The following is a 17672-nucleotide window of genomic DNA, read 5'->3' on the forward strand; positions in this document are numbered from 1 at the left end:
TTTCGTGGTGTTTGAGCGTTTACTGAGTGTGTGTTTCAACCTTTCATGACATGGAGACAACTATGAAACTTCGCAAGATCGTTGTGGCCGCCACGGTGGCGCTCGCGGGCGCCGCGTCGCTGGTGTCGACCGCCGCACTGGCCCAGGCCAAGGAGCAGTACCTGCCCGTGCTGTCGTACCGCACCGGCGCCTACGCGCCCAACGGCACGCCCACCGCCAACGGCATCGTCGACTACTACAAGCTGGTCAACGCGCGCGGCGGCATCAACGGCGTCAAGCTGCTGGTGGAAGAGTGCGAAACCATGTACGACACGGCGCGCAGCGTGGAATGTTATGAACGCCTCAAGGGCAAGAACGGCGGCGCCGCGCTGATCCACCCCTGGGCCACTGGCGCGACCTTCGCGCTGACGGAAAAAGCCTCGGTCGACAAGATCCCGCTGATCACCACCGGCTATGGCCGCAGCGAGAGCGCCGACGGCACCATCTTCAAGTGGAACTTCCCGCTGCTGGGCACCTACTGGGTGGCGGCCGACGTGATCGTCCAGGCCATCGCGCAGAAGGAAGGCGGCCTCGACAAACTCAAGGGCAAGAAGATCGCCCTCGTGTACCACGACTCGCCGTTCGGCAAGGAACCGATCCCGCTGCTGCAGGAGCGCAGCAAGATGCACGGCTTCGAACTGCAGCTGCTGCCCGTGGCCGCGCCCGGCGTGGAACAGAAAGCCACCTGGCTGCAGATCCGCCAGTCGCGCCCCGACTACACCCTGCTCTGGGGCTGGGGCGTGATGAACTCCACCGCCCTGAAGGAAGCCCAGGCCACCGGCTACCCGCGCGAGAAGATGTACGGCGTGTGGTGGTCCAGTGCCGAGCCCGACGTGAAGGACGTGGGCCAGGGCGCCAAGGGCTACAACGGCGTCACGCTGCAGCACGGCACCGACAAGAACGCCCCCATCATCAAGGAGATCCTGGCCAAGCTGCACGACAAGGGCCAGGGCACCGGCCCGCGCGACGAGGTCGGTGAAACCCTGTACCTGCGTGGCGTGGTCAGCGCCGCCGTGGGCATCGAAGGCATCCGCGCCGCGCAGGAGCGCTTCGGCAAGGGCAAAGTCATGACGGGCGAGCAGGTGCGCTGGGGCCTGGAAAACCTGAACCTGACGCAGGCCAAGCTGGACGCGCTGGGCTTCAAGGGCGTGCTGCGCGGCCCCATCAGCACCTCGTGCGCCGACCACGTGGGCGCGGGCGCTGCGCGCATCCACACCTGGGACGGCACCAAGTGGACCTTCACCTCCGACTGGATCGAGGCCGACCAGCAGATCATCAAGCCCATGGTGAAGACCACGGCCGCGAAGTACGCGGCCGAGAAGAAGCTGACGGCCCGCACCCCGGCCGACTGCCAGAGTTAAGCACCCCCGCCGCGCTGCGCGCGCGGCGGTTCTCTCGCGGCTGGTTTTTCCAGCCGCCATCTGCCAGGGTGGCGCGCCGCCCTGGCAAATGGTCCCCAAGGAATCGGAATCTCCATGAACACGCCCAACACCGTTCTCAACGTCAACGGCATCGAGGTCATCTACAACCACGTCATCCTGGTGCTCAAGGGCGTCTCGCTGCAGGTGCCCCAGGGCCAGATCGCGGCCATCCTGGGCGGCAACGGCGCGGGCAAGACCACCACGCTGCGCGCCATCTCCAACCTGCTCAAGGGCGAGCGCGGCGAGGTCACCAAGGGCAGCATCGAGCTGCGCGGCGAGCGCATCGAGAACCTCTCGCCCGCCGACCTCGTGCAGCGCGGCGTGGTCCAGGTCATGGAGGGGCGCCACTGCTTCGCCCACCTCACCATCGAGGAGAACCTCATGACCGGCTCCTACACCCGCAAGAGCAAGGCCGAGGTCGCGGCCAACCTGGAGAAGGTCTACACCTACTTCCCGCGCCTGAAGACCCGGCGCACCAGCCAGGCCGCCTACACCTCGGGCGGCGAGCAGCAGATGTGCGCCATCGGCCGCGCCCTCATGACCAACCCCAGCGTGATGCTGCTCGACGAACCCTCCATGGGCCTGGCCCCGCAGATCGTCGAAGAGGTCTTCGAGATCGTCAAGGACCTCAACCAGAAGGAGAAGGTCACCTTCCTGCTGGCCGAGCAGAACACCAACATGGCGCTGAAGTACGCCGACTACGGCTACATCATGGAGAGCGGGCGCATCGTGATGGACGGCGTGGCCAGCGAGCTGCGCAACAACGAGGACGTCAAGGAGTTCTACCTCGGCATGGGCGGGGGCGAGCGCAAGTCCTTCAAGGACATCAAGAGCTACAAGCGCAGAAAGCGCTGGCTGGCATAAATCGGCTCCCCCCGCGCCGCGCCGCCGGCGCGTCACCCCTCAGGGGCGACGCCTGCGGCCCGGCAAAGCCGGTTCCGCGGCATCCTGGTTTCAGTCACTTCACCTTCACACATCGCAGCCATGGCACAGCCTGAATTCTTCGACGCCCTGGAAACCCGATCGCCCGAGCAACGCGAGCGCGAGCAGATGGGCGAGCTGGCCACCCAGGTGGCGCACGCCCAGCGGCACAGCACCGCCTTCGCCGAGATCCTGCGCGGCGTGGACGCGCAGGCGGTGAACAGCCGCGCGGCCCTGGCGCGCCTGCCCGTCACGCGCAAGACCGAGCTGCTCGAACGCCAGAAGGCCTCGCGCGCCAGCGACCCCTTCGGCGGTTTCTCCACGCTGCGCCGCGGCCCGGCCATGGCGCGCGTCTACGCCTCGCCCGGCCCGATCTACGAACCCGAGGGCGCCACGCGCGACTACTGGCGCGCCGGGCGCTGCCTCTACGCGGCGGGCTTCCGCGCCGGCGAGCTGGTGCACAACGCCTTCAGCTACCACATGACCCCGGGCGCCTTCATCCTGGAGTCCGGCGCCCACGCCGTGGGCTGCTCGGTCTTCCCCGCCGGCACCGGCCAGACCGAACAGCAGCTGCAGGCCATCACCGAACTCCAGCCCGAGGCCTACACCGGCACGCCCAGCTTCCTGCGCATCCTGGTGGAGAAGGCCCAGGCCGAGGGCATCGACATCGGCAGCATGCGCAAGGCCGTGGTGGGCGGCGAGGCATTGCCGCCCAGCCTGCGCGACTGGTTCGCCGAGCGCGGTGTGGCGGTCTACCAGAGCTACGCCACCGCCGACCTGGGCCTGGTGGCCTACGAGACGAGCGCGCGCGAGGGCCTGGTGGTGGACGAGGGCGTGATCGTCGAGATCGTGCGCCCGGGCACCGGAGAACCCGTGCCCGAGGGCGAGGTGGGCGAGCTGGTGGTCACCACCCTCAACCCGGCCTACCCGCTGATCCGCTTCGGCACCGGCGACCTCTCGGCCATCCTGCCCGGCGCCTGCCCGACCGGGCGCACCGCGCCGCGCATCAAGGGCTGGATGGGCCGCGCCGACCAGACCACCAAGGTGCGCGGCATGTTCGTGCACCCAGCCCAGGTGGCCGACATCGCGCGGCGCTTCCCGCAGGTGAAGAAGGCCCGCCTGGTGGTCAGCGGCGAGATGGCGAACGACCAGATGTGCCTGCGCGTGGAGGCCAGCGAGGCCGACAGCGGCCTGCGGCAGCAGATCGAGGCCGCCGTGCGCGAGGTCACCAAGCTGCGCGCCCAGGTCGAGCTCGTCCAGCCAGGCTCCCTGCCCAACGACGGCAAGGTGATCGAGGACGCGCGCAGCTACCAGTAGGAAAAGCCCCGCAACCATCGCGGAACTGACGCCAAACTGACGCCAAAAGTGCGCCAACGAGGGTTTTCCCCGGCCCGGAGCTAAGTAATTTCCGCGATACGGACAAGGGATGGCGGGGCTACGATCGCCCGGTAATCAACCTCTCAAGGAGCATCGTATGAAGAAGATCCTCGCCCTGGCGGCCTTGGCTGCAAGCATTTCGTCAGGCGCCTTCGCGCAGGGCTTCCCCAACAAGCCCATCTCCTTCGTGGTGCCCTTCGCCGCGGGCGGCCCGACGGACCTGGTGGCACGCCGCCTCGCCGAAGCCATGCGCAAGCCCCTGGGCGGCGCCAACATCGTGGTGGAAAACGCCGCCGGCGCCGGCGGCACCATCGGTGCCACCAAGGTGGCCCGGGCCGCGCCGGACGGCTACACCCTGCTGGTCTGGCACATCGGCATGGCCGCCACCACCAGCCTGTACCGCAAGCAGACCTTCAAGCCGCTCGAAGACTTCGAGTACCTGGGCGCGATCAACGACGTGCCCATGACCCTGCTGGGCAGCAACAAGCTCAACGCCAACACCTACCGCGACTTCGAGGCCTACATCCGCGCCAACGGCGGCAAGCTCAACCTGGCCCACGCCGGCCTGGGTTCCGCGTCGCACATCTGCGGCCTGATGTGGCAGTCGGCCATGAAGCTCGACAAGTCGCTGACCACCATCCCCTATGGCGGCACCGCGCCGGCCATGAACGACCTCATCGGCGGCAACGTCGATGTGATGTGCGACCAGACCACCAACACCACCTCGCAGATCGAAGCCGGCCGCGTGAAGGCCTTCGCGGTCACCACCGCCAAGCGCCTGGACAACCACAAGCTGCTCAAGGACTACCCCTCGCTGCAGGAAATGGGCCTCAAGGACTTCAACCTGACCATCTGGCACGGCCTGTACGCCCCCAAGGGCACGCCGCCCGATGTGACCAAGAAGCTCAACGAAGCCCTGCAGGTGGCCCTGAAGGACCCGGCTTTCATCAAGAGCCAGATCGACCTGGGCGCCATCGTGGTGACCGACAACCGCGTCACGCCGGCCGGCCACAAGGCCTTCGTGGCCAGCGAAATCGCCAAGCTCAAGGCCGCCATCGACGGCGCCGGCCAGTACGCCGACTGATTTCGTGCCGCACGCCCGAAAGGGCGGCTCCATGCAAGCCGCCCTCGGGCGGCTTTTCTTTTTGCCACCCAAGGAGACATCGCATGGACGACAAGCCGTTTTCCGCCTCGCGCCGCCACCACCTGCGGACCCTGGCCGCCGCCACCGCCGCCCTGGGCCTGCCAGGCCTTGGCTGGGCGCAGGCCGCCTGGCCGAGCAAACCGGTGCGCATCGTCGTGCCGTTCGCGCCCGGTGGCACCACCGACATCCTGGCCCGTGTGCTGGCGCCCGAGCTGAGCAAGACCCTGGGGCAGTCCTTCGTGGTGGAAAACCGCGCCGGCGCCGGCGGCAACATCGGCGCCGAGGTGGTCGCCAAGTCGCCGGGCGACGGCTACACCCTGCTCATGGGCACGGTGGGCACGCACGGCATCAACAAGTCGCTCTACGACAAGCTGCCCTACGACCCGCAGAAGGACTTCGCGCCCATCACCCTGGTGGCCGGCGTACCCAACGTGATGGTGATGGGCACCAAGCGGGCGCAGGCCCTGGGCATCACTAGCGTGGCCGACTTCGTGAAGTACGCCAAGGCACACCCCGGCCGGCTGAACATGGCCTCCAGCGGCAACGGCACCTCCATCCACCTGGCGGGCGAGCTGTTCAAGTCGCGCACCGGCATCTTCATGACGCACATTCCCTACCGCGGCTCCGGACCGGCGCTGACCGATCTGCTGGCGGGCTCGATCGACGTGATGTTCGACAACCTGCCCTCGGCGATGCCGCACATCCAGGCCGGCAACCTCAAGGCCTTCGCGGTGACCAGCGCGGTGCGCTCATCGGCCCTGCCCGACGTGCCCACGGTGGCCGAGGCCGGCAACCTGCCCGGGTTCGAAGCCAGCTCGTGGTTCGGCCTGCTCGCGCCCACCGGCACGCCGACCGAGGTGGTGAACCGGCTGCAGCAGGAGACCGCCAAGGCCCTGAACCTGCCGGCGGTGAAAGAGCGCCTGGTGGCCCAGGGCGCCATCCCCAGCGGCAACACGCCGGCCGAATTCGCGCGCCTGATCGACGCCGAGACCACCAAGTGGGCCGCCGTGGTCAAGGCCTCCGGCGCCCGCGTGGACTGAAGAACCCGCGCAGCGGCGCGGCCCGCAACGAAAGAAGTGCACCCTCCAGAGGCATCAAGGGTCCGGCTGCGCCGGCCCGAGATGCCGTCCCCCTCGAAGCGCCGAAGGCGCGCCACGGAGGGGGGAAGCCGCGCAGCGGCGCAGGGGGGTGTTTCTCCTCACACTCCCCAGACGATCTCGACGTTCGCCTTCTCGCAGCGCTCCAGCATCTCGATGAAAGGTGCGGCGCGCATGCGCAGGCTCACCGGGTCGACCTGCGCGTCGTCGTGTTGGCCTTCCGCTTCCGCTTTCTCTTTCTGCTTCTGACGGGCCGCGTCGTCCGCCGCCACGGCGGCCCGGATCTTCTGCACGGCCGCGTCCATTTCGCCGGGCTGGATGATGCCCGGGCCCGACAGACGCTTGCCCAGGATCTCCAGCATGCGTTGGCCGTGCTGCTGCAGCATGACGAGGTCGCCCGTTTCGCGGGACTTGAATCGATACACAGACATGAGTGCCTCCGGGGGTGGTGAGGTAAGGCCATTCTTGCACCTACACGCCATGGAAAACCAGGGGATTTGTAGGAAGGACGTCCCGACGGATGTAGGACGCATGGCCCGGGGCGTCGCCGCAGCCGAATGGGCTACGGGTTTACCCGATTGGAGTTGTATATTTTAAACCTAAACTAATTAGGCATGAAAACATCCGTTCCAGCGCTTCGGCGCATCCTGTGCATCGGTGGCGGCCCGGCGGGCCTGTACTTCGCTCTGCTCATGAAGCGGCGCGACCCCTCGCTCACCGTCACGGTGGTCGAGCGCAACCGGCCGTTCGACACCTTCGGCTGGGGCGTGGTGCTGTCGGACCAGACCCTGGGCAACCTGCGCGAGGCCGACCCCGAATCGGCCGCGCTGATCGGTGAAGCCTTCAACCACTGGGACGACATCGAGGTCTTCTTCAAGGGCGGCCGCGTGCGGTCCGGCGGCCACGGCTTCTGCGGCATCGGCCGCAAGAAGCTGCTCAACATCCTGCAGGAGCGTTGCCTGGCGCTGGGCGTGAACCTGGTGTTCGAGACCGACGTGACCGACGACCAGGCGCTCGCGGCGCAATACGAGGCCGACCTGGTGATCGCCAGCGACGGCCTCAACAGCCGCATCCGCACGCGCTACGCCGACACCTTCCAGCCCGACATCGACACCCGGCAATGCCGCTTCGTCTGGCTCGGCACCAAGAAGACCTTCGACGCCTTCACCTTCGCCTTCGTGCAGACCGAACACGGCTGGTTCCAGGCGCACGCCTACAAGTTCGACGGCGAGACCTCCACCTTCATCGTGGAAACGCCCGAGGAGGTCTGGAAGGCGCACGGCATCGACCAGATGAGCCAGGAAGACGGCGTGGCCTTCTGCGAGAAGCTGTTCGCCCCCTACCTCGACGGCCACGCCCTCATCAGCAACGCCTCGCACCTGCGCGGCTCGGCGATCTGGATCCGCTTCCCGCGCGTGATCTGCCACACCTGGGTGCACTGGCAAGAGATTGCTCGCCCCCACGCTCCACCGCTGCGCGGGTCGCTGCCCCCCGAGGGGGCTGATCCGGCTTGGGGCGGCCCGGCGCCGGATCACGGCGGCCGCAAGACCCCCATCGTGCTCATGGGCGACGCCGCGCACACCGCGCATTTCTCCATCGGCAGCGGCACCAAGCTCGCGCTGGAAGACGCGATCGACCTGGCCGACGAGTTCTCGCGCCACGCGAACGCCGACGTGGCCGAGGTGCTGCAAGGCTACGAGGCGCGCCGCAGCGTGGAGGTGCTCAAGATCCAGAACGCCGCGCGCAACTCCACCGAGTGGTTCGAGAACGTGGACCGCTACACCGGCATGGAGGTCGAGCAGTTCGCCTACTCGCTGCTCACGCGCAGCCAGCGCATCAGCCACGAGAACCTGCGCCTGCGCGACGCGAAATGGCTCGAAGGCTATGAGGCCTGGCTGCAGACCCAGGCCCAACCCGGCGTGCCGGTGAAGAAACACCCCACGCCGCCCATGCTGCTGCCGCTCACGGTGCGCGGCGTCACGCTGAAGAACCGCATCGTGGTCTCGCCCATGGCGCAGTACAGCGCGGTCGACGGCGTGGTGGGCGACTACCACCTGGTGCACCTGGGCGCGCGCGCCATGGGCGGCGCCGCGCTGGTGATGGTGGAGATGACCAGCCCCACGCCCGAAGGCCGCATCACCCCCGGCTGCCCGGGCCTGTGGAACGAGGCGCAGCAGGCCGGCCTGAAACGCATCGTCGATTTCGTGCACGGCCACAGCAGCGCCAAGATCGGCCTGCAACTGGGCCACAGCGGCGCCAAGGGCTCGACCCAGCTCGGCTGGGAGCAGATCGACGAGCCCCTGCCCAGCGGCAACTGGCCGCTGCTCTCGGCCAGCGCCGTGCCGTATGGCGAACAGAACCAGGTGCCGCGCGCCATGACGCGCGCCGACATGGACGCCATGACGGCGGCCTTCGTCGCTTCCACCCAGCGCGCGGCCGAGGCCGGCTTCGACTGGTTGGAACTGCATGCGGCCCACGGCTACCTGCTGTCCAGCTTCATCACCCCCCTCACCAACCAGCGCACCGACGACTACGGCGGCTCGCTCGCCAACCGCTGCCGCTACCCGCTGGAGGTGTTCACCGCCATGCGCGCGGCATGGCCGGCCGACAAGCCGTTCAGCGTGCGCATCTCCGCGCACGACTGGGCGCCGGGCGGCAACACGCCCGACGACGCGGTCGAGATCGCGCGCCTCTTCAAGGCCGCCGGCTGCGACCTGATCGACGTGTCCTCGGGCCAGACCACGCGCACGGCCAAGCCGGTGTACGGCCGCATGTACCAGACGCCGTTCGCCGACCGCGTGCGCAACGAGGCCGGCATCCTCACCATGGCGGTGGGCGCGATCACCGAAGCCGACCACGCCAACAGCATCATCGCGGCCGGCCGCGCCGACCTCTGCGCCGTGGCGCGCCCGCACCTGGCCGACCCGGCCTGGACGCTGCACGAAGCCGCCAAGCTGCAGACCCGCGCCATCGAATGGCCGCGCCCCTACGAGAGCGGGCGCGACCAGCTCTACCGCGAGATCGCCCGCCAGCAAGCCCTCAACGCCCCTACACCATGACCCCTCCTTCACCGCTCGACCTCGAAGCCCGCGCCCACAGCGAACACGCGCACGAGCTGCGCCTGTGGCTGCGGCTGCTGACCTGCTCGCAACTGATCGAGAAGCGCGTGCGCGCCGGCCTGCGCGAGCAGTTCGACACCACGCTGCCGCGCTTCGACCTCATGGCCCAGCTCGAACGCCACCCCGACGGGCTGAAGATGAAGGAGCTCTCGCACCGGCTCATGGTCACCGGCGGCAACGTCACCGGCATCACCGACCAGCTCGTCAACGAAGGCCTGGTGGAGCGCATGGGCGTGGACGGCGACCGGCGCGCCTTCCGCGTGCGCCTCACGCCGCACGGCCGCGCCAGCTTCGTCGAGATGGCCCAGCAGCACGAGAGCTGGATCGTCGAAGCCTTCGAAGGCCTGAGCCCGCGCGACCTGGACAGCCTGCACAAGCTGCTGGGCAAAGTGAAACAGCACCAGCTCGAACTCAACCAGCGGATCGACGAAGAATGAAACACCCCATCCCCGACCACAACCCGATGCGCGGCCAGTACGGCCCCAAGGCCACGCCCGCCCCCACCCACTTCGCGCTCCGCGTGGGCGACGACGGCGTCGCCACCGTCACGCTCAACCGGCCCGAGCGCAAGAACCCGCTGACCTTCGACTCCTACGCGGAGCTGCGCGACTGGTTCCTCGGCCTGCAGAAGGCCACCGACGTGCGCGCCGTGGTGCTCACCGGCGCGGGCGACAACTTCTGCTCGGGCGGCGACGTGCACGAGATCATCGGCCCGCTCACGAAGATGAGCATGCCCGAGCTGCTGGCCTTCACGCGCATGACCGGCGCGCTGGTGAGCGCCATGCGCGCCTGCCCGCAGCCCATCGTGGCCGCGATCGACGGCGTGTGCGCCGGTGCCGGCGCGATGATGGCGCTGGCCTCCGACCTGCGCCTGGGCACGCCGCAGACGAACACCGCCTTCCTGTTCACCCGCGTGGGCCTCGCGGGCGCCGACATGGGCGCCTGCGCGCTGCTGCCGCGCATGATCGGCCAGGGCCGCGCCAGCGAGCTGCTGTTCACCGGCCGCGCCATGAGCGCCACCGAAGGCCACGCCTGGGGTTTCTTCAACGCGCTGCACGACAGCGCCGCCCTGCTGCCCGCCGCGCACAAGCTCGCCGCGCAACTCGCGCAAGGCCCCACCTTCGCGCACGGCATGACCAAGACCATGCTGCACCAGGAGTGGGCCATGACGCTGGACCAGGCGATCGAAGCCGAGGCCCAGGCCCAGGCCATCTGCATGCAGACGCAGGACTTCCGCCGCGCCTACGAGGCCTTCGCGGCCAAGCAGCGCCCGGTCTTCGAAGGAGATTGACGTGGTCGCCTTCGAACACCCGCACGGCCTGCGCCCACCCCAAGCGCAGTGGGAACTGCCTTTCTTCGACGCCCACCACCGCGAGATGGCGCCGCGCCTGGCCGACTGGGCCGCGCTGCAGGGTGTCGATGAAACCGACGACCGCGCCGCCTGCCGCGACTGGGTGGTGCGCCTGGGCCAGGACGGCTGGCTGCGCTACTGCGTGCCCGGGGCCCACGGCGGCGCCCTGCCCTCGCTGGACTCGCGCTCGCTGGTGATCCTGCGCGAAACCCTGGCCTTCCATTCCCCGCTGGCCGACTTCGCTTTCGCCATGCAGGGCCTGGGCAGCGGCGCCATCACGCTCGCCGGCACCCCGGCCCAGAAGGCGCGCTACCTGAGCGCGGTCGCCAGCGGCCAGAAGATCGCCGCCTTCGCGCTCAGCGAACCCGACGCCGGCTCCGACGTGGCCGCCATGGCCACGCGCGCCACGCAGGCGGCGGGCGGCTGGGCGCTCGACGGCAGCAAGACCTGGATCAGCAACGGCGACCTGGCCGACTTCTATGTGGTCTTCGCCAAGACCGACCCCGAGGCCGGCGCGCGCGGCATCAGCGCCTTCATCGTCGACGCCCGGCAACCCGGCCTGGACAGCAGCGAACACCTCCACGTGATGGCCCCGCACCCGCTGGCGACGCTGCGCTTCAGCGGCTGCGCCGTCGGCCCCGACGCCATGGTCGGCCCGCTGCACGGCGGCTTCAAGCTCGCCATGCAGACGCTGGACATCTTCCGCGCCTCGGTCGCCGCCGCCGCGCTGGGCATGGCGCGGCGCGCCTTCGCCGAAAGCGTCGCGCACGCGAAGCAACGCAAGATGTTCGGCCAGACCCTGGCCGACTTCCAGCTCACGCAGGCCCGGCTCGGCGAGATGAGCGCGCTCATCGACGCCGCCGCCGTGCTCACCTACCGCGCCGCCTGGCAGCGCGACTGCAGCGCCACGCAGGGCGCGGGCACGCCGGCCTACACCACGGCCGCGGCCACCGCCAAGCTCACCGCCACCGAAAACGCGCAGCGCGTGATCGACATGGCGCTGCAGATGTTCGGCGGGCGCGGCGTGCAGGTGGGCCAGAAGGTCGAGAGCCTGTACCGCGACATCCGTTCGCTGCGCATCTACGAGGGTGCGAGCGAGGTTCAACTGTTGATCCTTGGCAAGGCCGCATTGAAATGAGCACCCCCGCCGCGCTTCGCGCGACCCCCTCAAGGGGGCAATGCCTGCGGCCCGGCAAAGCCGGTTCCGCGGCATTTCTGGTTCAAGGCACTTCGCGCCGACGTCACTGGAATGAGTGAATGATGAAAATTGCCATCCCGTCCGCCCAGCCCGACCACTTCGTGCACGACCGCCTGCCCCCGCCGGCGCAGTGGCCGGAACTGCGCTTCGACCGGCCCGAGCTGCAACTGCCCGCGCAGGTCAACGCCGTGCACGCGCTGTTCCAGCGCGCCATCGCGGCGGGCCATGGCGACCGCCCGCTGTTTCGCAGCGAGGAGCGCACGCTGACCTACGCGCAGGCGCAGCTCGAGGTGAACCGCATCGCCAACGCGCTCACGGTGGAGCTGGGCCTGGTGCCCGGCAACCGCGTGCTGCTGCGCGGCGGCAACTCGGTGCGATGGCGCTGGCCTGGCTGGGCACGGTGCAGGCCGGCCTGATCGCGGTGGCGCACCATGCCGCTGCTGCGCGCGAAGGAGCTCGGCGCCATCCTCACCAAGGCCCAGCCCTCGGTGGCGCTGTGCGACGTGAAACTGCAGGACGAGCTCAAGGCGGCGCTCGCGGCCGATCCCGCCATGGCCGGCATGAAGCTGCTGACCTTCAACACGGCCGAAGGGGAAGCGCCGCACTCGCTTGAAGCCCTGGCGCGGCGCCAGTGCGAACACGGCACGCCCTGCCCCACCGCCGCCACCGACATCGCGCTGCTGGCCTTCACCTCGGGCACCACCGGCACGCCCAAGGCCGCCGTGCACACCCACCGCGACGTGCTCGCCGCCTGCGAGACCTGGCCGCGCCACGTGCTGCGCGCCACGCCGGACGACATCGTCATGGGCTCGCCGCCGCTGGCCTTCACCTTCGGCCTGGGCGGTCTGCTGGTCTTCCCCATGTGGGCCGGCGCCTCAGTCTACTTCCCGTCCATCCCCTACACGCCCGAGGCCATGGTGCAGCTCATCGGCCGCGTGGGCGCCACCATCTGCTACACCGCGCCCACCTTCTACCGCCAGATGGCCGCGTTCGCGCGCCAGCACGGCATCGGCCGCCTGCGCATCAGCGTGAGCGCGGGCGAGGGCCTGCCCGATGCCACGCGCCAGCTCTGGAAGGAAGCCAGCGGGCTGGAGATGCTCGACGGCATCGGCGCCACCGAGATGTTCCACATCTTCATCTCCTCCCCGCCCGAGGCGGTGCGCCGCGGCGCCATCGGCCAGGTGGTGCCGGGCTACGAGGCGCGCGTGGTGGACGACGAAGGCCGGCCGCTGCCCATGGGCGAGGTCGGCAAGCTCGCCGTGATCGGCCCGACCGGCTGCAAGTACCTCGACGAACCGCGCCAGACCCAGTACGTGCGCGATGGCTGGAACTTCCCCGGCGACGCCTTCCGCCAGGACGCCGACGGCTACTTCTTCTACCAGGCGCGCACCGACGACATGATCATCACCGCCGGCTACAACGTGGCCGGCCCCGAGGTGGAGGCCGCGCTGCTGCAGCACCCGGCGGTGGCCGAGTGCGGCGTGGTCGGCAAGGCCGACGAGGAGCGCGGCCAGATCGTGCTGGCCTATGTGGTGCTCAAACCCGGCGAAGCCGCCGACGCGGCGCAGGTCAAGGCGCTGCAGGAGCACGTGAAGCAGAACATGGCGCCCTACAAATACCCGCGCGAGGTGGTCTTCGTGAACCAGCTCCCGCGCACCGAAACCGGCAAGCTGCAGCGCTTCGCGCTGCGCCAGCAAGCCCAACAACATCGAAGCCAACCGACATGATGAAACACCTGCAACCGCCCGGCTGGGCAGCACCCAAGGGCTACGCCAACGGCATCGCCGCGCGCGGCACCCACGTCTACGTGGGCGGCCAGATCGGCTGGAACGCCGCCCAGGTGTTCGAGAGCGACGACTTCATCGCCCAGACGCGCCAGACCCTGCTCAACGTGCGCGACGTGCTCGCCTGCGCCGAGGCCGGGCCGCAGCACATGGTGCGCATGACCTGGTACGTGATCGACCGGGTGGAGTACAACGCGCGCCTGCGCGAACTCGGCGAGGTCTACCGCGAGGTGATGGGCCGCCACTTCCCGGCCATGACCTGCGTGGAGGTGAGCGCGCTCATGGAAGCGCGCGCCAAGGTGGAGATCGAAGTCACGGCGGTGGTGCCGGACTGAGCGCCGGCGTGCACGCTGCAGTGCACCAAGACAACGACAGCGCAGGGGACTCCTGGGTGCGGCCGCGGGTTTGATTCCAGAATGGCCGGTTCCGAAGGATGGTCCTTCGGGATTCACCCCTCGGAGGAGACCCATGAAAAGCACACGACTGTGGATGGCATTGCTGGCCTGCGGGTTGGCGACGGGCGCGATGGCGCAGGCGGGCAAGGACAACCTCCCACGCTCAAGCAGATGAAGGTCTCGGGCGTCGACCTGAACATTCCGCCCGTGCCCCAGGAAGGTCGCAATGCCGAGGCGATCCGCGCCAACCTGCGGTCCGTGAAGCTGCCCCCGGGGTTCAAGATCGAGCTGTACGCGGTGGTGCCCGACGCGCGCCACATGGCGGTGGCGCCCAGCACCAACATGCTGTTCGTGGGCACGCGCAAGACCCGCGTGTGGGCCGTGACCGACCGCAACGGCGACGGCACGGCCGACGAGGTCAAACCCTTCGCGCCTTCGCTCAACTTCAAGGTGCCCAATGGCGTGTGCTGGACCAAGGACGGCTTCCTCGTCGTGGTCGAGCACAACCGCGTGCTCAACTTCCCGGCCGCCGAGTTCTTCTACGAAGGCCCCGACGTGGCGGTGATCGAGGTGGTGGGCCAGGGCAAGCTGATCCCGGAGGAAGAGGAGTCCTTCAACCACGGCGCGCGCGTGTGCCGCGTGAGCGACGACGGCAAGCTCTACATCACGCTCGGCCAGCCGCACAACGTGCAGCCGGCGGGCAAGGTGGCGCTGTACGAGCAGGTCGGCATCGGCGGCATCGTGCGCCTGAACCCCTTCGACGGCTCCGGCCGCGAGGTGTTCGCGCGCGGCGTGCGCAACTCGGTGGGCATGGACATCAACCCCAAGGACAAGACGGTGTGGTGGACCGACAACCAGACCGACGGGCTGGGCGACGAGGTGCCGCCTGGCGAGCTCAACCGCTCCACCGCCGCCGGCCAGCATTTCGGTTATCCCTACTGGAACGGCAAGTTCAAGGTGGCCGGCTCGGCCGCCGCGCCCGACCTCAAGGACATGAAGGAGCCGGCCAACGCGGTGTTCCCGCAGGTGGAGTTCCCGGCCCACCAGGCGCAGCTGGGCATGGCGTTCTACAACGGCGGCATGTTCCCCACCAAGTACCGGGGCGGCATGTTCGTGGCGGCCCACGGTTCCTGGAACCGCACCAAGGCCACGGGCGCGCTGATCAACTACGTGCCGGTCAATGCCGATGGCACCGCCGGCAAGGCCGAGGTCTTCGCCGAAGGCTGGCTGGACGCCAACGGGGTCTACAAGGGCCGGCCGGTGGACGTGGCGCCGATGAAGGACGGCTCGCTGCTGATCTCGGACGACTACGTCGGCGCGATCTACCGCGTGACGTACTCGAATTGATGGCACACCCCCCTGCGCCGCTGACGCGGCTTCCCCCCTCCGTGGCGCGCCTTCGGCGCTTCGAGGGGGGACGGCAGCTTGGGCCGGCGCAGCCGGACCCTCGCTGCCTCTGGCTGAGGCTGTTTCACTCGGTGCGGATCGCACTTCTGCTCATGGTCGTGGGCGGCGCGGGCGCTGCCGCCACTGCCGCCGACCTCGAGGCGGGCAAGGCCCGCGCGGCCACCGCGTGCGCGGTGTGCCACGGCCCGGTGGGCCTGTCGATGCAGCCCAACGTGCCCCACCTCGCGGGCCAGCCGCTGTTCTACCTCACGGAACAGCTGCGGAACTACCGCAGCGGCAAACGCGCGAACGAGGTGATGTCGGTGATCGCCAAACCGCTGACGGACGCCGAGATCGACAACCTGGCGCTCTGGTACTCGTCCTTGCAGGTGCGGGTGGACGCGCCCTGAGGCCGGCGCGGCCGCGGGCGCGGGCACGTCACCAGAGCGCGGAGTCGCGCATGTCGTCGAGCTTGCGGCGCTGGCGCTGCAGGCGCGCCTGCACGATCACCGCCACCACCACGCCCAACATGCCGCCGAGCAGCACCGTCTCGGCGATGGAGAGCGCGCGGCCAAGCCAGGCGGAAACGACCCAGGCGACGCCTGTCAGGCAGGCGGCCCACCCGGCAGCGGCGGCAATGATCAGGGGAAGGTGGTGGGGCATGGAGGGCAAAAGGCGGGCGTCACGGGGAAATCATTCTCGCATTCCCGCCGCCGTTTGGGGACTCTACACTGGCGGCCTCTCCAACACCCCGTTTCGGCCATGGAAATTCTGACCCTGGTGCTGGCCTTTTTCGCCGGCCTCGCTTTTCTCAATTCACTGGACCAGAAAAAACGCATCGAGCTGCTGCGCAAGCACCTGGGCCCGTACCAGATCGACGTCATGCTGGAAAAACTCGCCGAAGGTTACGAGCGGGCCCTGGCGGAGCAAGACCCCGAGCGCCGGGAACAGATCTGGAGCGTGCTGGAAGGGGCCGAGCGCTCCATCGCGAAGCAGTTCACCCGGTTCGTGCACTTTTTCGTCGATGTCGAGGCGGCCGCCACGCGCGTGAGCAAGCTGCCCTTCGCCCTGCCCTGGGCGCACCGCTGGTGTCACCGCGCCACGTTCGACCTGCGCGCGGCCTTCATGGTCCACGCGTACGCCATCACCGAGGCGGTCGACAACAACGCCCAGCGGCCGCCGCGCGACAAGGCCTACCTCATCCTGGCCGAGCTGTTCCTGATGCAGCACACCTGCCACTGGTTCTGCCGCTCGTTCAGCACCGCGTCGACGCGCCTGGTGCGCAGCCACAAGACCGGGTACCGGCAGGTGCTCGCGGCGGTCTCCCCCTACACGCGGCGGGCCTACGGCGAACTCACCAGCCTCTGAACGCGGCCGGCGGCCGGGGCATCAGCCCACGGCGTCCCGGTTGCATTTCTTGTTGAAGCTGGTCTTCGCGGCGCCCGCGAGTTTCTTCTCGGCCGCCGCCATGTCGCAGCTGGCCGCCGCGTCGCGCGTGCATTTCTTCAGGAACGAGGTCTTGGCCGCGCCGGCGAGTTTCTTCTCGGCGGCGGCGGCGTTGCAGCTCGGGCCCTCGGCAAAGGACGCGATGGGCATCAGGGCGGCAACGGCGAAAGAGCACAGGACAACAAGGCGCATGAACATCTCCAGGGACGAAAGCCCCATTGAAGGCGCTGGCGGTGACGCTGTCAAGAATACCCCCCAGGGGTAGACCACCCGACAAACCCTTAGGGTGACAGGTTCACGCTGGCGAATCCAAGCGACTACCTCGCAGGCGCATGGGTCTCAGGCGCTCTGCTCCGCGGGTGTCCCCCGGCGGCTGGTGCCGCCTCCTCCTTTACCCCGCTGCGCAGAACGCCTGAGGCCCATGCGCCAGAAGGGATGCTGGATCGCCAACGGACCGAGTGCCAATGAGGTCATCGGCGCCCAGGGGGAGCGGCGCAGCGAAGTAAAGGAGGAGGGCTGGGCGAAGCCCAGACCGGGGGACATGAGCGGAGCCGCTCCCCCTGGGCGCCGATGACCGGTGCAACGCAAAAAAACAACGTCGACCCGCCGACGAACCAGCGCCGGCCCACGAAGGAAGGGGGTCTCAATGGGAAATCATCCAGGGGCGCTTGCTCGGAAAGGCCTTCGCGCCGTTCGGCGCCGTCACCGTCGCCTTGCTGCGGCCCGAGCTGCAACAGCCGCAGCTCGCCGGGTGCTTGAGGCGCTGGTAGTCGCGCGAGGTCTTGGGTTCGTGGCGCGCGCGCTCGTTGATGCCGATGGCGGTGCGCGTGCCCCCGTCCATGAGCGCCAGCCGCGGCGCGCTCACGAAGACGCGTGCCGAAGCGGTGCCGCAGTCCGGGCAGGCGGCGGGCTCGTTGCGCTCGCTCAAGGAGCGGAACGCATCGAAGCCCCCGCAGGACGGGCAGTCGTAGTCGTAGGTCGGCATGGCGAGGGC

At 68.9% G+C, this 17672-nt stretch carries 16 protein-coding genes and 2 pseudogenes; 14 read left to right on the top strand and 4 right to left on the bottom strand.

The window, feature by feature from the left end:
- The first annotated feature begins 62 nt into the window (after positions 1–62).
- The 5 genes from ACFJI0_RS19745 to ACFJI0_RS19765 all read left to right on the top strand — a co-directional run bounded on the left by ACFJI0_RS19745 (position 63) and on the right by ACFJI0_RS19765 (position 5942).
- Entirely contained in the window at positions 63–1400 is a 1338-nt protein-coding gene (locus ACFJI0_RS19745; protein WP_382322020.1) for an ABC transporter substrate-binding protein, read from the top strand.
- 114 nt (positions 1401–1514) lie between these two features.
- Positions 1515–2324, top strand: coding sequence for an ABC transporter ATP-binding protein (locus ACFJI0_RS19750; protein WP_382322021.1), 810 nt, complete (start codon positions 1515–1517; stop codon positions 2322–2324).
- A gap of 120 nt (positions 2325–2444) precedes the next feature.
- Positions 2445–3698 carry a phenylacetate--CoA ligase family protein gene (locus ACFJI0_RS19755; RefSeq protein WP_382322022.1) on the top strand — a complete coding sequence of 418 codons (1254 nt, stop codon included), beginning with the start codon at positions 2445–2447 and terminating at the stop codon, positions 3696–3698.
- A 157-nt stretch (positions 3699–3855) separates the two neighbouring features.
- On the top strand, positions 3856–4842 hold the full coding sequence (locus ACFJI0_RS19760) for a tripartite tricarboxylate transporter substrate-binding protein (RefSeq protein ID WP_382322024.1): 987 nt from the start codon (positions 3856–3858) through the stop codon (positions 4840–4842).
- Between the two features lie 83 nt (positions 4843–4925).
- Positions 4926–5942, top strand: coding sequence for a Bug family tripartite tricarboxylate transporter substrate binding protein (locus ACFJI0_RS19765; protein WP_382322026.1), 1017 nt, complete (start codon positions 4926–4928; stop codon positions 5940–5942).
- A gap of 158 nt (positions 5943–6100) precedes the next feature.
- Here the strand turns inward: ACFJI0_RS19765 and ACFJI0_RS19770 are convergent, their stop codons facing one another.
- Positions 6101–6430 carry a DUF1840 domain-containing protein gene (locus ACFJI0_RS19770; protein ID WP_382322027.1) on the bottom strand — a complete coding sequence of 110 codons (330 nt, stop codon included), beginning with the start codon at positions 6428–6430 and terminating at the stop codon, positions 6101–6103.
- A gap of 183 nt (positions 6431–6613) precedes the next feature.
- Here ACFJI0_RS19770 and ACFJI0_RS19775 point away from each other — a divergent pair, with 183 nt between their 5' ends.
- The 8 genes and pseudogenes from ACFJI0_RS19775 to ACFJI0_RS19810 all read left to right on the top strand — a co-directional run bounded on the left by ACFJI0_RS19775 (position 6614) and on the right by ACFJI0_RS19810 (position 15642).
- The gene (locus ACFJI0_RS19775; RefSeq protein ID WP_382322029.1) at positions 6614–9058 is read left to right on the top strand and encodes a bifunctional salicylyl-CoA 5-hydroxylase/oxidoreductase; all 2445 of its coding nucleotides are present in this window, start codon (positions 6614–6616) and stop codon (positions 9056–9058) included.
- Positions 9055–9555 (top strand): MarR family winged helix-turn-helix transcriptional regulator, encoded by a 501-nt coding sequence (locus tag ACFJI0_RS19780; RefSeq protein ID WP_382322030.1) that lies wholly within the window; start codon positions 9055–9057, stop codon positions 9553–9555. The genes ACFJI0_RS19775 and ACFJI0_RS19780 overlap by 4 nt, the downstream gene beginning before the upstream one ends.
- Positions 9552–10409, top strand: coding sequence for an enoyl-CoA hydratase family protein (locus ACFJI0_RS19785; RefSeq protein ID WP_382153964.1), 858 nt, complete (start codon positions 9552–9554; stop codon positions 10407–10409). Before ACFJI0_RS19780 ends, ACFJI0_RS19785 begins: the two co-directional genes overlap by 4 nt.
- 85 nt (positions 10410–10494) lie before the next feature.
- The gene (locus ACFJI0_RS19790) at positions 10495–11607 is read left to right on the top strand and encodes an acyl-CoA dehydrogenase family protein (RefSeq protein WP_382325745.1); all 1113 of its coding nucleotides are present in this window, start codon (positions 10495–10497) and stop codon (positions 11605–11607) included.
- Between the two features lie 122 nt (positions 11608–11729).
- Positions 11730–13394, top strand: a pseudogene (locus ACFJI0_RS19795) (AMP-binding protein).
- Positions 13391–13786, top strand: a complete 396-nt coding sequence (locus ACFJI0_RS19800) for a RidA family protein (RefSeq protein WP_382322031.1) — start codon at positions 13391–13393, stop codon at positions 13784–13786. Before ACFJI0_RS19795 ends, ACFJI0_RS19800 begins: the two are co-directional and overlap by 4 nt.
- A gap of 190 nt (positions 13787–13976) precedes the next feature.
- Positions 13977–15193: pseudogene (locus ACFJI0_RS19805) on the top strand (PQQ-dependent sugar dehydrogenase).
- Between the two features lie 131 nt (positions 15194–15324).
- Positions 15325–15642, top strand: coding sequence for a c-type cytochrome (locus ACFJI0_RS19810; protein ID WP_382322033.1), 318 nt, complete (start codon positions 15325–15327; stop codon positions 15640–15642).
- A gap of 28 nt (positions 15643–15670) precedes the next feature.
- Here ACFJI0_RS19810 and ACFJI0_RS19815 read toward each other — a convergent pair whose 3' ends face one another.
- Positions 15671–15895, bottom strand: a complete 225-nt coding sequence (locus ACFJI0_RS19815; protein WP_382153949.1) for a hypothetical protein — start codon at positions 15893–15895, stop codon at positions 15671–15673.
- A gap of 99 nt (positions 15896–15994) precedes the next feature.
- Here ACFJI0_RS19815 and ACFJI0_RS19820 point away from each other — a divergent pair, with 99 nt between their 5' ends.
- A complete protein-coding gene (locus tag ACFJI0_RS19820) occupies positions 15995–16600 on the top strand; it encodes a hypothetical protein (RefSeq protein ID WP_382322034.1) in 606 nt (201 codons plus the stop codon).
- 21 nt (positions 16601–16621) lie between these two features.
- On the opposite strand, the gene ACFJI0_RS19825 is transcribed toward ACFJI0_RS19820, so the two are convergent.
- Positions 16622–16870 (bottom strand): PsiF family protein, encoded by a 249-nt coding sequence (locus tag ACFJI0_RS19825; protein ID WP_291120365.1) that lies wholly within the window; start codon positions 16868–16870, stop codon positions 16622–16624.
- A gap of 451 nt (positions 16871–17321) precedes the next feature.
- Positions 17322–17663: a zinc ribbon domain-containing protein gene (locus ACFJI0_RS19830; RefSeq protein ID WP_382322036.1), complete on the bottom strand. Its 342-nt coding sequence runs from the start codon at positions 17661–17663 to the stop codon at positions 17322–17324.
- Positions 17664–17672 lie beyond the last annotated feature (9 nt).

The sequence above is a fragment of the Hydrogenophaga sp. UC242_53 genome, from assembly GCF_042696965.1.
Taxonomy (GTDB): Bacteria; Pseudomonadota; Gammaproteobacteria; order Burkholderiales; family Burkholderiaceae_C; genus Hydrogenophaga.

Excerpts from the sequence above, each read along its gene's own strand:
- ACFJI0_RS19765 (WP_382322026.1), top strand. The coding sequence starts at position 4,926 with ATGGACGACAAGCCGTTTTCCGCCTCGCGCCGCCACCACCTGCGGACC.
- ACFJI0_RS19785 (WP_382153964.1), top strand. The coding sequence starts at position 9,552 with ATGAAACACCCCATCCCCGACCACAACCCGATGCGCGGCCAGTACGGC.
- ACFJI0_RS19815 (WP_382153949.1), bottom strand. The coding sequence starts at position 15,895 with ATGCCCCACCACCTTCCCCTGATCATTGCCGCCGCTGCCGGGTGGGCC.
- ACFJI0_RS19745 (WP_382322020.1), top strand. The coding sequence starts at position 63 with ATGAAACTTCGCAAGATCGTTGTGGCCGCCACGGTGGCGCTCGCGGGC.
- ACFJI0_RS19775 (WP_382322029.1), top strand. The coding sequence starts at position 6,614 with ATGAAAACATCCGTTCCAGCGCTTCGGCGCATCCTGTGCATCGGTGGC.
- ACFJI0_RS19825 (WP_291120365.1), bottom strand. The coding sequence starts at position 16,870 with ATGCGCCTTGTTGTCCTGTGCTCTTTCGCCGTTGCCGCCCTGATGCCC.
- ACFJI0_RS19760 (WP_382322024.1), top strand. The coding sequence starts at position 3,856 with ATGAAGAAGATCCTCGCCCTGGCGGCCTTGGCTGCAAGCATTTCGTCA.
- ACFJI0_RS19755 (WP_382322022.1), top strand. The coding sequence starts at position 2,445 with ATGGCACAGCCTGAATTCTTCGACGCCCTGGAAACCCGATCGCCCGAG.
- ACFJI0_RS19830 (WP_382322036.1), bottom strand. The coding sequence starts at position 17,663 with ATGCCGACCTACGACTACGACTGCCCGTCCTGCGGGGGCTTCGATGCG.
- ACFJI0_RS19750 (WP_382322021.1), top strand. The coding sequence starts at position 1,515 with ATGAACACGCCCAACACCGTTCTCAACGTCAACGGCATCGAGGTCATC.
- ACFJI0_RS19800 (WP_382322031.1), top strand. The coding sequence starts at position 13,391 with ATGATGAAACACCTGCAACCGCCCGGCTGGGCAGCACCCAAGGGCTAC.
- ACFJI0_RS19770 (WP_382322027.1), bottom strand. The coding sequence starts at position 6,430 with ATGTCTGTGTATCGATTCAAGTCCCGCGAAACGGGCGACCTCGTCATG.
- ACFJI0_RS19820 (WP_382322034.1), top strand. The coding sequence starts at position 15,995 with ATGGAAATTCTGACCCTGGTGCTGGCCTTTTTCGCCGGCCTCGCTTTT.
- ACFJI0_RS19780 (WP_382322030.1), top strand. The coding sequence starts at position 9,055 with ATGACCCCTCCTTCACCGCTCGACCTCGAAGCCCGCGCCCACAGCGAA.
- ACFJI0_RS19790 (WP_382325745.1), top strand. The coding sequence starts at position 10,495 with ATGGCGCCGCGCCTGGCCGACTGGGCCGCGCTGCAGGGTGTCGATGAA.